The sequence below is a fragment of the Mastigocladopsis repens PCC 10914 genome, from assembly GCF_000315565.1.
Taxonomy (GTDB): Bacteria; Cyanobacteriota; Cyanobacteriia; order Cyanobacteriales; family Nostocaceae; genus Mastigocladopsis; species Mastigocladopsis repens.
Genome location: NZ_JH992901.1, coordinates 639993 through 654133 on the forward strand (window position 1 = coordinate 639993; position 14141 = coordinate 654133).

The following is a 14141-nucleotide window of genomic DNA, read 5'->3' on the forward strand; positions in this document are numbered from 1 at the left end:
GCATCTATGTTGGGAATAAACAACGCGAATTAAATACTACTTGACGACTAAATATGAGTTTGGAATTTAGCACGAAGACATTCGAGAAAGAAAAAATTATCTTAGCAGGTAAGGAAGAATATATAGTTCGAGGAGGACGCCATCTTTTTCCGCTTTTACCTAAAGCCTTTGAAGGGATTCATCAAATAGGAGTTATTGGTTGGTCATCTCAAGGTCCTGCTCAAGCACAGAATTTAAGAGATTCTCTGGTAGGAACTAATATTAAAGTCAAAGTCGGTCTTCGGAAAAATTCCTCTTCTATTCCATTGGCAGAAAAAGCTGGCTTTACTAGAGTGAACGGCACACTAGGAGAAATGTATGAAGTGATTTCCGAATCAGATTTATCAATTCTTCTCATTTCCGATGCTGCACAGGCAGAAAATTATCAGCAGATTTTTGAGGCTATTCGCCCTGGAGCTACACTTGGATTATCTCATGGTTTTTTGCTTGGACACCTAAAAAATATTGATGAGTCATTCCCTGAAAATATTAACGTCATTGCGGTTTGTCCTAAAGGGATGGGACCTTCAGTCAGGCGTCTTTATGAACAGGGTAAAGACATTAACGGAGCAGGTATTAACTCCAGCTTTGCTATTCATCAAGATGTCAATGGAAAAGCAACAGATTATGCAATTGGATGGGCTGTTGCGATTGGTTCTCCTACAATATTCCAAACTACCCTTGAATCAGAATATAAGTCTGACATCTTTGGAGAAAGAGGAATCCTGTTAGGAGCGATTTACGGGATTGTAGAAAGTTTATATCGTTGGTTTGTCCGTCATGGATATTCTCAGGAAGCAGCTTATGTAAATTCTGTAGAATCTCTTACAGAACCAATTACCAAGAGGATTTCTAAAAAGGGAATTTTGTCTGTTTATGAGTTTCTCAATGAGACTGATAAAGAAACCTTCAAGAAAGCTTATTGCGCTGCTTATCATCCTGCTTTAGAAATTTTGATGGAAATTTATGATGAAGTTGCTTTCGGAAACGAAATTCGCAGCGTGATTGCAGCAAATAATCGCCATCAGCGTTACCCTTTAGGAAAAATTGACGGGACTGAAATGTGGCAAATTGGCATTCATGTTCGTGCCAATAAACAACCCGAAAAAATTCCTCTTCATCCTGTGACTGCTGGAGTTTATATCGCTACTATGATGGCTCAAGTAGACTTACTCAAGGAAAAGGGGCACCTTTACTCTGAAATTGTGAATGAATCCATCATTGAAGCTGTGGATTCTTTAAACCCGTATATGCATCAAAAAGGGGTCGCTTTTATGGTTGATAATTGCTCTATTACAGCACGGCTTGGAGCTAGAAAATGGGCTTCGCGATTCGATTACATTTTCTGTCAGCAGACTTTCCCTGCACTGGATGATAACAAATACATAGATGAAAAACTTTTTGAGGACTTTTTGACGAATCAAATTCATCAAGCTTTGTCAGTTTGCGCCCAGTTAAGACCTTCTGTTGATATTTTTGGGTAAGTAAGTAGGCAAGAAAAAATCAAACTATGTAAAGAAAAGTAAAGCTTGAAAACTACTTCGTAGTAAGCGCTACTCTACGAGAAGCCGCTGCGCGTCTATAGCGCTATAGACGCGCAGCGGTGAGCCAGCGCTGCGGAGAGAAGTTGCCAGGAGGGTTTCCCTCCAAGCAAACTTCGGGGAGGGTGTCCCGACCCAGGCGACTGCGTTGGCGCAGCCTCTCCGGAGGAGACACCCGAAGGGCTTCTCGTAGAGTAGCGCTTACTACATACCTTTAATTATTTACATCGACCCTACTTAATAGTCCTTTAAGGAGGTGTTTCTCTATAAAATTAGGGAATTTATTCCCTGTTTGTCTTAATATGGCGGATAAGCAAACTCATCTTCGTCTGGGTAGATGTAGGAACTAGAAACCCCAGCCATCTCCATCCGAGGTGTCTCTACTTTCATAGTTTCCTTGCCAAAATCTTTGTATTCTTCAAAAGTCTTGCAGATAATTTCAGATTCTTGAGAGTCAGAAGCAATCAGATACTGTATTAAGGTGGCAACGGTAGGATGTTTATAGTCCACAGTTGAAGCTACCAAAACCGTGTTTGGTTCAATTCCTCTTTCTTCACAGTTAATAATGGGGGAGAAAATCCCGTGGGAGTGGAACAATGGACCTTTTGGTGTCACAGGCTGCTTGCGGTATCCAGAGTAAGCCTTTTCTAGTTCGGCAAGGAACCCACCGGTTACTCTACCTTGTTGGTATTCACAGTAAGCTTTACTGAAACTTGCTCCAGCTGCTCCATTAAGAGTTAACTGTAGGGGCGATTCATGTAAAAACTTTTTATCTTCTCCTACTAAATAAATTAAATAGCGAGTAAATGTTTTAAATTTAAGTTTGTCTGCTAAAAAAGCATCGTAATTGTCTTTAAGCGTACCTAATTTCACACCAGTTTCCCGGTCTTTGACAGATAACGGTCCCCGACGCACTATAACTAAGCGAGGGGTTGTGGTCAAATACACCGTTTCAACTCCGGAGCTAAATTCATGCTCTACCTCATGCCAATTGTCATCCGGTTGAAAGCCAACAGCGTGGGCGTTATCCAACTTAATTGCCAAACCGTGAGGCTGTAAACCATTTGTGCCATAGCGAGGATTTATCATCTGACACCAAGGGAGTACTTGAGAAGCTGGTGCGTTATACTTCTCGTCCTCAAAGTCGAATTTTACAGATGGTTTCATCGTCTTAGGCGCAACAAGAGTGTTTTGCAGATCAAGTTTACACGGTTTGGCAATGCTTGGGTTTTTGATGCACCTGGTGGCTTTAAACACAACTAGATTTATGAGTAAAAAGACACCATCATTCCATTCCGGAAGTCATGCACAATCTCAACCAGATTTTAATAACCGCCTGTCAAACCGCCTTTGTATAGTATTGTCGGAGAACCGGGTAAATGCGCTACAATCATTTTAAGAAACCCGATTTTTTTTAATCGGGTTTTTATGCCTTTATACATTAAATTAACATTGGCATAACATAACTGGTGTTCCGTTGAACACTAACAGCAAATGGCGTTAAGATAATCGCTGCTGGTAATAGTCAACAATTTGTTCTGCGACTTCAGACACGCTCATACCATCAGTCTTAATTTCAACGGCATCTGCTGCCTTTTGCAAGGGGGATACGTTGCGGGTGCTGTCTTTCCAGTCGCGTTCAGCGATGTCCTTTTCCAGCTGCGCTAAACTCACTTCTGTTTGACCTTGTTTTTGATAGTCTTGTTGGCGTCGGCGGGCACGCTCACTGACAGAAGCTGTTAAGAAAATTTTCACTTCCGCGTCTGGGAAAACTTGGGTACCGATGTCCCTTCCTTCAGCAACTAAACCACCTTTTTTCCCCCAACTTTGCTGTTGTTTTACTAGAGCTTGACGTACAGCGATCTGGGCGGCGATCGCTGATACTTTAGATGTCACCTCAATAGAGCGAATTGTCTGGGTAACATCAATATCGTTAATGCAAACCCGCGCTGGAGTTTGTAAGTCTTGACCAGGGGCTAGTTCAATGACACACTGGTTAGCTAATTCTGCGATCGCGCACTCATCGTCTAAAGGAATTCCCTTTTGCTGCACCAGCCAGGTGACGGCGCGGTACATTGCTCCTGTATCTAAAAAGACTAGATTCAGCTTTGCCGCCACTTGACGGGCGACTGTGGATTTCCCAGCACCTGCGGGTCCATCTATAGCGATGATGGGTTTGCGATCGCGCAGAATGGTATTGTCAATCAAACGTGTAGAACCAAGACGAGCTGCGATCGCGATCATTCCTTCCTCCTCAATTTTTTCTTCTATAGGCATCAACGTATTTGGTTCAACCAACTCAATATATTCCACAGACACAGAACTGACCATTGCTATTTCTTGCTGCACGACTGCTATAAGCGCAGTGCAATCGCGTTCGCCGGTACGAAACGTTGCCTCAGCCTTCTGCAAGCCGCGATACAATACTGCTGCTTGCTGCTTCTGTGTTGCAGTCAAATATTGGTTGCGAGAACTCAAGGCAAGACCCGATGCTTCCCGAACCGTTGGACAAGCAACAATCTCTATCGGAAAATTCAAATCAGCCACTAGCCGTTTAATAAGGGCAAGTTGCTGACCGTCCTTTTGACCGAAGTAAGCTCGGTCAGGCTGTACCAAGTTGAACAACTTGGTCACAATCGTAGCTACACCCTGAAAGTGACCTAGTCGAAAACGACCACACAAGCCAGATATCATAGCAGATGGTGGGATAACTTGTGTAACTTTTGATTCTTGTATACTCTTCTCGGCGATTCCTATCTCTTCCGGAGTAGGAGCAAAAATCGCATCTACCCCAGCTTGTTCACACAGTTTTCGGTCTTGGTCTAAAGTCCGGGGATAGTATTGATAATCTTCGTTTGGACTAAATTGCAGCGGATTCACGAAGATACTAACAATCACCATGGCATTTTCTTGCCGCGCCCGCTGAATTAAGCTTAAATGACCTTCATGCAACGCTCCCATTGTAGGAACCAAACCAACTGCTGTTTTTGGCCTAGCAGTCACCTCAAATGGCAATGGCTGCACTTGATTCACAAGCTGGTTTTCAAAACGGTGTTTAGCCAAATAGCAGCGTAATGCCGCAACTGTTGTCAACAGACGCACAAAAATACCCCTAGTGTTCTCTAGCTCTCCCCAGTTAGTTTATATCTGAAATTGAGGAGGATAACAGCAACTAGGGGAATGGGGAATGGGGAGGTAGGAAGTTGGCGGAAGTAGGGGAAATATTTTCTTCCCCTACTTGCCTTACTTGCCTTACTTGCCTTACTCTTACCTACCTATGACTTCAATCCGCACTGGTGCAACGCCACTACGCATCATTCCCAAAATCCGTGCCGCAGCAACAGAAAGGTCAATAATTCGACCCCGAGCGAAAGGTCCTCTGTCATTAATTCGCACCACTACAGAACGACCATTGCGGGTATTGGTAACACGGACTCGCGTACCAAAGGGTAAGTGGCGATGAGCAGCGGTCATTCCTTCTGGATTGAACCTCTCACCTGTGGCAGTACGATTTCCCGAACCATCATAGCCATAATAGGAAGCCATACCCCTAGCACCAGATCGCACTCGTCGGGCAATCATCTGTGGTAACTTTGGTATCGATATTGACGCTCGCGCCGGTAAGTCAGCAATTTCGTTCAAGGCAGATGCATTACCTATGAGTCTCCGCAGGCGATTTGTTGCTTGTAGTGCATCTTTTGCTGGTTCGTTGGTTGTATCTGCCAGTCGTGTATCGCCATCGATTTCCACGATTTCTTTGCCATTGGCTTGGATTATGTAGCGACCTTGTGACGTTTGCTGATCGGCTTGGTCGTTTTTCTGGGCTTTATTGGCTGTGGATTCGCCTCCTGCTTTCCAACTCACTGTAATCTTGCTGGCGTCCACTTTGTCCCAAATGAGCTGGTTTACCTTAGCGGCTACGATTGAAGCCTTCTGAACTGGGTCATCTTTGATGAACTTAGCCTGGTTGTTGATATTCAAGTTTGTCCCAATTGATGCTACCTTTGTTAGGTTGGTTGCATTTTTGGTGACATGTAAGTTGTTCTCATTAGCAAATGCACCCACTTTTGTCTGGGCACTTGCAACTGACTTGTTACCAACAAAGGTGAGAACGGGAATATTGCGAATATAGAGCGTTGCCGCCTGACGCCCTGCCACTTCATGAGTGTGAATTTCAGTAATCACAGCAGCATCTGAAGCAGGGTTTTGTGCTGGGGATTTATACTCTCCTACTTTCACCACATCAGTAGAAGCAAGAGGTGACGAAGCAGGAGATGTTTCCTTGGTCGTCTGTGCATGACCTACTGAAGGTATCCCAAAAACAGTAGTAAGTACGACAACAGCCCACAAATATTTTTGATTCATGCGTCCGATATTAAAGCGACTGAAGAACAGAGGTTTCATAATTCGCGGGATATTGCACCAGCGTTGAGTGACTTATCCTCAAAACTCAAAAACTCAAACTCGTTTCGCTTTCACTTTTTGCTTTATAACTGCAACACATTAGCATGAACTTCTATGCTTGGGGATCAGGGTTTTAGCGCAAATATTGGTAATTTTCTCCAATTTAACTTCGAATTGCAAGCCCAAAACCTTACTGAAAAAGGCTTTTTGGCTATGTAACAGTTTTTTTGTTCAATTAGAAATTTTATTCTTAAAACCTAAATACTATTTGGTAATTAAATTAATGACGAGGTTATTTACGGTTGTCCATAAAGATAATTGATGGTAAATAAAGCTTTTTTTTAAACGCCAATATACCATATATTCACTTAATTTATAGGAATTCTCCTAAAATAATATATTTAAATATAAAATGAATAAATATAGTTATTTTAATAACTATATAGGAATATCATTAGGCTTTGTACTAATTTTTCAGCCTTATTTCTTCGTAAGTTTGCACGCGATGATTGAGTTTTCGCTTCAAAAATGATTGGAATATTCAAGGTAATTTGAAAATCGTTCTCATTTTTTAGTAAAAATGATGTATTAGATTAAGTCATACTAAACAGAATGCTTAAATCTTTGTGTAGGTTCTGGTAAAATCAATGACATATTGCTCGCAATAGAGAAAAAAGTGGAGTAGATGCTGCTTGAATAAAGAATTTTTCCTCTAAAAATAAGATTTCTAGAGAGAAATTAACTATATTTGCCTCTGCAAATGGAATACATAAAATCTTCCCCATGGTAAAAGAAAAAGTATAATTCTTCACACCCAACTGTCAGCTTCATGACAAAGCAAGAAGATTTACAAACAGTCGCATCGTCATTTCAATCATTTCTTGAGGAGTTGCATTCCAAGTACAATTCACTACAGGATGGGTCTGTCGCAAACTACATTCCTGAACTCGCAAAGGTAAACCCAGACTTATTTAGCATTTGCATCGCTACAATTAACGGCGACGTTTACGAAGTTGGGCATTACAAAGAGTTATTTACGATTCAATCAATTTCCAAAGTGTTTGTCTACGGGCTGGCGCTTGAGGATCATAGACGAGATTACCTTTTGACAAAAGTTGGCGTAGAACCGACAGGGGACGGATTTAACGCAATTATCCTCGATGAGAAATCAAAGCGACCTTACAACCCGATGGTAAATGCGGGGGCTATAGCAACGACCAGCTTGATTAAAGGGTCAGATGCCACAGAACGTCTCAACCGGATGCTGGATATGTTCCAGCGATATACTGCTCACAATGTATTCGTTGATATCTCAGTATTTACCTCAGAGCGCATTACAGGACATCGTAACCGTGCAATGGCTCACTTAATGCTCCATTTTGGCATGATTGAGCAAAATATTGATGAAGCGCTAGACCTTTATTTTCAGCAGTGTTCTGTTATGGTGAATTGCCATGATTTAGCGGTAATGGCTGCTACCTTGGCTAACAAAGGTATTAACCCCATCACTGGGAAACAAGCTGTGGATAGCCGTTATGTTAAAGACATTCTCAGTGTCATGTACACCTGTGGAATGTATAATTTTGCAGGTGAATGGGCATATAAGATTGGTATTCCTGCAAAAAGCGGAATTTGTGGTGGGATTATCGCCGTTATTCCAGGTCGCATGGGAATTGGGGTGTTTTCACCACGACTAGATTCACGCGGTAATAGTGTCCGAGGGGTTAAGGTTTGTGAGGAACTGTCACAGCAGTTTGGTTTACACTTGTTCGACTGTTCAGGCAATCAGTTAAATTTGGATAGTTAACAGCAGTCTGTTCAACTCTCCACGACTCCTAACATTCACAGTGTCACCTTTTGTGCAGCTCGATACTCTCCAGTCTTTGTAACAAAAGTATGGCGGAGTTATTGGTTATTTACAAGAGATTGGGATGAGTGCTGAGCAAATTAATCAGTTACGTGGGATGCTGGTTGATTAATTAGTTTTTAGGTGCTAATGTCTGTTATTTCTTCTGTATCTGTAAAGGTTCCAGCTACAACTGCCAATTTAGGACCGGGTTTTGATTGCATTGGTGTGGCTTTAACGCTGTACAACGAGTTTAAGTTCACAAGCCACACCGAGGCACAGATGGTTATTACTGCCACGGGTACGGAGGCTGAACGGGTTGTTACTGATGAAAGTAATCTGCTCTATCAAGCGTTTGTGAAGTTTTATCAACACATAGAGCAAACACCGCCACCGGTGCAGATTGATATTCATATTAGTGTTCCCTTAGCACGGGGTTTGGGTAGTTCAGCGACAGCAATAGTCGGTGGGTTAGTTGGTGCTAATTTATTGGTAGGGGAGCCTTTGAGTCAGTTGCAAGTTATGGAGTTGGCGATCGCTTTGGAAGGACACCCTGATAATGTGGTACCGGCTTTGTTGGGGGGATGTCGTTTGGCGGCGACGGGGGTGGAAAATGAACCGCCAAGAAGAACCTGCGCTGCAGGAGATTTTCCCGCAGCAGGCGACTGGCGTCGCCAAGAGTGCCAAGAATGGCAGATTTGTGAGGTTCCTTGGTGTGAGGATGTTGTGCCGGTGGTGGCGATTCCAGATTTTGAGCTTTCAACGAAGGAGGCGCGGCGGGTTCTGCCAACTGAGGTGAGCCGTGCTGATGCGATTTTTAATACGGCGCATCTGGGGTTGTTGTTGCGTGGTTTGGAAACTGGCAGGGGTGATTGGTTAAGGGCTGGTTTGCAAGATAGGTTACATCAGCCTTATCGCAAAGCACTCATTAGGGGTTACGATGCGGTGCATTCTGCTGCTGTTGCTGCTGGCGCTTATGGCATGGTCATAAGTGGTGCTGGACCAACGCTGTTGGCTTTAACGGATACGGCACATTCTGAAGCTGTTGCGGTGGCAATGACAGCAGCTTGGATGGAGGAGGGAATCAAGGCAGAGGTGCGATCGCTTTGTGTTGATACTCAGGGGGCAAAATCAATTCAAAATTTAAAATTATAAATTACAAAAAAATAGTTTTGAATTTCTTTACATCCTTACACGCCCTCCTTACAAAAACTAGGGGGGTAGGGGTGTAAGGGAGTAAGGGTGTGGGGGAAAGGAAAATAAAGTATTAGGTTTTTTGACGGTGGCTGTAGCCACCGTTTTTTGTTGACTTAGTAAAACTTTACATTTAGAATGGAAAACGGCTCAAAAGCTAAGTATTTATTACTAGTAAAATCTAAAGATTTGATTTTTTTGGAGGAAGTGTGTTCACAAAAATACGAATTGCTTAATATAATGTAATTAAAAATAAAAATCTAAAATGATTGTCAGTGATTGATATGAGTGAGTTTCCTTGGTTAACGACCATAATTCTCTTGCCAATAGTGGCTGCTATAGCCATTCCCTTAATCCCAGATAAGGAAGGCAGAACTGTCCGGTGGTATGGTCTAGGAGTGGCGATCGCGAACTTTGCGCTAATGATTTACGCCTTTTGGCAGGACTACGATTTTCACAGTTCAGCATACCAACTGATAGAGAAATATCCTTGGGTTCCTCAATTGGGTTTGAATTGGTCTGTAGCAGTTGATGGTTTGTCGATGCCTTTGATACTGCTGACAGGTTTGATTAACACACTTGCAATATTCGCGGCTTGGAAAGTAACCAACAAGCCGCGATTGTTTTATGGTTTGATGCTGCTGATGTACAGCGCCCAAATTGGTGTGTTTGTCGCCCAGGATTTGCTCTTGTTCTTCCTGATGTGGGAGATCGAGTTGGTACCTGTTTACTTGCTGATTTCCATCTGGGGAGGAGAAAAGCGCCGCTATGCAGCGACTAAGTTTATTCTCTACACAGCTGCTGCATCAATATTTATCTTGGTTGCCGGCTTTGCAATGGCATTCTCTGGAGACACTGTCAGCTTCGATATAACAACTTTGGGAATGAAGCAATATCCCAAAGCCTTTGAACTCCTGGTTTATGCTTGCTTCTTAATTGCTTTTGGTGTCAAACTGCCGATTTTCCCTCTGCACACTTGGCTACCGGATGCTCACGGTGAAGCTTCAGCGCCTGTTTCGATGATTTTGGCTGGTGTGTTGTTGAAGATGGGTGGTTATGCCCTCATCCGCATCAACATCGAGATGTTGCCCAACGCTCATGTCTACTTTGCCCCAGTGCTGGCAATTTTGGGTGTTGTGAATATTATTTATGGTGCTTGCTGCGCCTTTGCTCAAACAAACCTCAAGCGCCGCTTGGCTTACTCCTCAATAGCCCACATGGGGTTTGTGCTGATTGGTATTGCCTCCTACACAGAGTTGGGCATCAGCGGTGCAATGCTACAAATGGTTTCCCACGGTTTGATTGCTGCTAGTTTGTTCTTCCTCGCTGGAGTCACTTACGAGCGTACCCACACCTTAATGATGGACAAAATGGGTGGCATGGCGGAAGCAATGCCCAGAGCCTTTGCTCTATTCACAGCGGGTGCAATGGCTTCTCTAGCTTTACCAGGGATGAGTGGCTTTGTCGGTGAGTTGATGGTATTTCTCGGTCTTGCCACAAGCGATGTTTACAGTTCTAGCTTCAAACTCGTCGTTGTGCTGCTCTCAGCTGTCGGTGTGATTCTGACTCCGATTTACTTACTGTCGATGCTGCGAGAAGTGTTCTATGGCAAGCAAAATCAAGAGTTAGTGCTGGATGCAGTCATCCCGGATGTTAAACCCCGCGAACTGTTCATCACCGCTTGTTTGATAGTTCCCATCATCGGTATCGGCTTCTATCCCAAGTGGGCGACCCAAACATACGATGTAAAGACGATGCAAGTCGCAACGCACGCCCGCCAAGTTCTACCAGTTGTCGCGCAGCAGCAACCATCAACTTTATATTCTCGTATATTTACAGCACCAACACTGGCTAATTCACAAGTTCCAGGTTTGGTTAATATTGCTGAGTAATATCTGTTCCAAGAGGGCTGGTGCTATTAAATAATCGTAGGAAGGTAATCAGGGGGTGATTAAGCAATCACCCCCTGTAATTTAGGACTTTTGTCACATCAGGTCAGGACTTTTGTCTCATGAAATTGCTCTGGTGAAATATTTAATATTGACACGGCATTAACATCAAGCACTCTAAACCTAACCTGAATCAGATACGGGTTAGGTTTTTTTTAGTTCAATGCAATCAACCATCACCGTCCACAGACTTTTAGGTGTTAAGTCATCGAATCGTTGCCATAACCCCCTTCAGATCAGGGTTGCTTCCCAGTAGGGCGGATCACCAAATCGTTTCATCAAAAAATCGATGAACGTTTTAACTCGCAGAGAATGCCTGCGATTCGGTAGATAAAGCGCGTAAATACCCATATCCATGTTGGACTGTGGATGCACTTGGAAGTCGGTGAGTACGGCTTGCAATCGACCAGCGCGAATGTCCTCACCAATCAGCCAAGTTGGCATCATGATTAGACCCGAACCATCCAAGCAGACTTGGCGTAGCACAAGAGAATTGTTCGCCACCAGTGAACCACTCACTTTGACTTCAAACACATCCGTGTCTCGCTGGAATCGCCATACGTCATAGCCTGTGAAATACTTGAATAATAGGCAATTATAGTCCGCTAACTCGGATGGATGCTTGGGCAAACCATACTGTTTGAAATATGCCGGACTACCGCAGACAAAACGTGTATGCGAGGCAAGCTTACGGACAATCAGGTTAGCACCTGATTGATCAAGATTTCCAATGCGGATGACAATATCCAGTTCCTCCTCTACTAGGTTAGACAACGCATCAATGAATCGGAGGTTCAGTTTCACGGCTGGATATCTCGCTTGAAAATCTGTAAGGATTGGTGCAACGTGTAGGCGACCAAACGCAACAGGTAGACTGACCTGCAACAGTCCCCGTGGGATATCCTCCTGCTCCGCCACACATTGGTTCACTTCCTCCACATCTTGCAGGATACGAACTGCTTTGTCGTAGTATTTGTGACCTTGCGGTGTGAGGGTAACGCTGCGAGTTGAGCGATTGAGTAGTTGGGTATTGAGCATTTCTTCCAGAGCATTCACTTGGCGAGTCACAGAAGAAACTGCCATCTGCAATTGCCGCGCAGCTTCGGAAAATCCGCCAGTTTCCACCACTTTCACGAAGGCACGCATGGCTGCAAACTGATCCATCGGCTCTCGTATTCTCCTATTTTTGCAAGAAACGCAAAGGTGTTTGGCGTAATAGCTATATTATCATTTTATATGAATGAGGTTATGGTTGAGATATAGAAAATCAATGTGCAACACGGACTCAGGAGGCAACCATGACCTTAATGATCGAAATAACCTCGGACTTTATCTGCCCCTGGTGTCTCGTCGTAGATACACGACTAAATCGAGCGATTGCGCTACTCGCACGCTGCGCGATCGCCCAACTCAAGACTCCTGTTGAGATCCAGCGCATTTGGTATCCATTCGAGTTAAACCCAACCATGCCCGAAGCTGGCATGGATCGCAAAACTTACCGCTCCAACAAATTTGGCAGTTGGGAATACTCACAAAAGCTGGATGCTCAAACGATGCAGGCGGCTATTGGTGACGGTATTGAATTCCGCTATGACTTAATGCAGGTCACTCCGAACACCCTCAAGGCTCATCGCTTGACTTGGAAGGCGTGTCAGTTCGGCAAAGCGACCGAGATGGTTGAGCGTATTCTGAATGCTTACTTTACTGAAGGACAGGATATTAGCGATATTGAGACTTTAGCCAGACTTGCTGCTGAAGTCGGAATAGACGCTGAGCAAGTTAGAACATTCCTAGCTTCAACTGTTGGGGTTGCGGAAGTGAAAGAGCTAGAACAGCAGGCTGCTAACCGGAATATACGTAGCGTACCGACCATCAAAATTGGTAGAGAAATGATCGTCGGGGCACAGTCTGTTGATGTTTTTTTAATAGCTTTGCAAACCGCAGTGAATGAATTAAAGGCGGCATAACGCCGATCATAAGAAGAATCTTAAGGAGGGTTCAATGACTATGAAACCCACAGTTAACCGCGCAATCGTCATTGGCGGGTCATTAGGCGGCTTATTTACCGGGATCATGCTGCGTTCCATTGGCTGGGATGTCGATATCTACGAACGCTCTGACCATGACCTCGACAGCCCGGGAGGTGGCATTGTGCTCCAGCCAGATGTAGTAGAAGTATTTCAGCGTGCTGGCATTCGCTACTCTGAACCGCTCGGTGTGGTGGCGCATGAACGATATTATTTGAACCGCGATGGCAGCATTGCCCAACCCATGTCCATGCGTCAGGTGCTGACTTCCTGGAATTTTCTCTATGGTTCGATGCGTCGGCATTTTCCATCCGAGCATTATCACCAAGGGAAGACCCTAACTAATATTGAGCAGAATGGTGAGCGTGTCACTGCAATATTCGCCGATGGTACTTATGACACAGCAGATTTATTGATTGGCGCAGATGGTGGTGGCTCCACGGTGCGTCAGCAATTCTTACCAGAAGTGCAATATCGGTATGCTGGTTATGTCGCCTATCGCGGCTTGGTGGAAGAGACCGAACTGGATCGCTCAACCGCCGCTCTGTTTACTGAGCGCTTTGTTTTCTACCAATTCCCAAACTCGCACATTCTCCAATATGTCATACCTGGCGCAAATGAATCCTTGGTACCTGGCGAGCGGCGCTTCAACTGGGTCTGGTATGTCAATTATGATGAAGCCAATGAATTGCCTCGCATTTTGACGGATAAAGTGGAGAGACACCGTGACTACTCCATTCCACCAGGTATGCTGGCACCGTTCGTTGAGCGTGAAATGCGGATGTATGCAGATGCTGTGCTTGCGCCGCCATTCCAGAAGCTGATTGCCGCAACTCCTGAACCGTTTGTCCAGGCAATTCTTGACTTGAGTGTTAGCCAGATGGCTTTTGGGCGGGTGGCACTGGTGGGTGATGCAGCCTTCGTTCCACGCCCGCATACAGCAGCAAGTACCTCCAAAGCGGCGGCAAATGCTTTAGCCTTAGCGGATGCACTGGTTGAGCATAACCATGATGTTATAAAAGCGTTGCCAGCCTGGGAACCGACTCAACTAGCTTACGGAAACCAACTCATGGCACACGGGCAGCAACTTGGCTCACGCTCTCAGTTCAGCTCATGAGTTGACACCTCACCAAACTCACTT

Annotated in this window: 10 protein-coding genes; 6 read left to right on the plus strand and 4 right to left on the minus strand. The window is 44.4% G+C overall.

Annotation, left to right across the window (positions count from 1 at the left end; all coding sequences use genetic code 11):
• Nucleotides 1-53 precede the first annotated feature (53 nt).
• Nucleotides 54-1523: a ketol-acid reductoisomerase gene (locus MAS10914_RS0105025; protein ID WP_017314811.1), complete on the plus strand. Its 1470-nt coding sequence runs from the start codon at nt 54-56 to the stop codon at nt 1521-1523.
• A 354-nt stretch (nt 1524-1877) separates the two neighbouring features.
• Here the strand turns inward: MAS10914_RS0105025 and MAS10914_RS0105030 are convergent, their stop codons facing one another.
• The 3 genes from MAS10914_RS0105030 to MAS10914_RS0105040 form a co-directional block, all read right to left on the minus strand.
• Nucleotides 1878-2747, minus strand: a complete 870-nt coding sequence (locus MAS10914_RS0105030; RefSeq protein WP_017314812.1) for a DUF5895 domain-containing protein — start codon at nt 2745-2747, stop codon at nt 1878-1880.
• 333 nt (nt 2748-3080) lie between these two features.
• Complete coding sequence (locus tag MAS10914_RS0105035; protein ID WP_017314813.1) at nt 3081-4682, minus strand: bifunctional pantoate--beta-alanine ligase/(d)CMP kinase; 1602 nt, start codon at nt 4680-4682, stop codon at nt 3081-3083.
• Nucleotides 4683-4847: 165 nt separating this feature from the next.
• On the minus strand, nt 4848-5984 hold the full coding sequence (locus MAS10914_RS0105040) for a septal ring lytic transglycosylase RlpA family protein (protein ID WP_017314814.1): 1137 nt from the start codon (nt 5982-5984) through the stop codon (nt 4848-4850).
• Between the two features lie 829 nt (nt 5985-6813).
• Between MAS10914_RS0105040 and glsA the strand changes: the two genes are divergently transcribed.
• The 3 genes from glsA (at nt 6814) to MAS10914_RS0105060 (ending at nt 10916) form a co-directional block, all read left to right on the plus strand.
• The gene (gene glsA / locus MAS10914_RS0105050) at nt 6814-7791 is read left to right on the plus strand and encodes a glutaminase A (protein ID WP_017314816.1); all 978 of its coding nucleotides are present in this window, start codon (nt 6814-6816) and stop codon (nt 7789-7791) included.
• A 189-nt stretch (nt 7792-7980) separates the two neighbouring features.
• Nucleotides 7981-8985, plus strand: a complete 1005-nt coding sequence (thrB, locus tag MAS10914_RS0105055) for a homoserine kinase (RefSeq protein ID WP_017314817.1) — start codon at nt 7981-7983, stop codon at nt 8983-8985.
• A gap of 323 nt (nt 8986-9308) precedes the next feature.
• Nucleotides 9309-10916 carry an NAD(P)H-quinone oxidoreductase subunit 4 gene (locus tag MAS10914_RS0105060; protein ID WP_017314818.1) on the plus strand — a complete coding sequence of 536 codons (1608 nt, stop codon included), beginning with the start codon at nt 9309-9311 and terminating at the stop codon, nt 10914-10916.
• A 288-nt stretch (nt 10917-11204) separates the two neighbouring features.
• On the opposite strand, the gene MAS10914_RS0105065 is transcribed toward MAS10914_RS0105060, so the two are convergent.
• Nucleotides 11205-12137: a LysR family transcriptional regulator gene (locus MAS10914_RS0105065; protein ID WP_017314819.1), complete on the minus strand. Its 933-nt coding sequence runs from the start codon at nt 12135-12137 to the stop codon at nt 11205-11207.
• A 134-nt stretch (nt 12138-12271) separates the two neighbouring features.
• Here MAS10914_RS0105065 and MAS10914_RS0105070 point away from each other — a divergent pair, with 134 nt between their 5' ends.
• Both MAS10914_RS0105070 and MAS10914_RS0105075 read left to right on the plus strand, forming a co-directional pair.
• The gene (locus MAS10914_RS0105070) at nt 12272-12940 is read left to right on the plus strand and encodes a DsbA family oxidoreductase (protein ID WP_017314820.1); all 669 of its coding nucleotides are present in this window, start codon (nt 12272-12274) and stop codon (nt 12938-12940) included.
• Nucleotides 12941-12974: 34 nt separating this feature from the next.
• Nucleotides 12975-14117 carry an FAD binding domain-containing protein gene (locus MAS10914_RS0105075; RefSeq protein WP_017314821.1) on the plus strand — a complete coding sequence of 381 codons (1143 nt, stop codon included), beginning with the start codon at nt 12975-12977 and terminating at the stop codon, nt 14115-14117.
• Nucleotides 14118-14141: the final 24 nt, after the last annotated feature.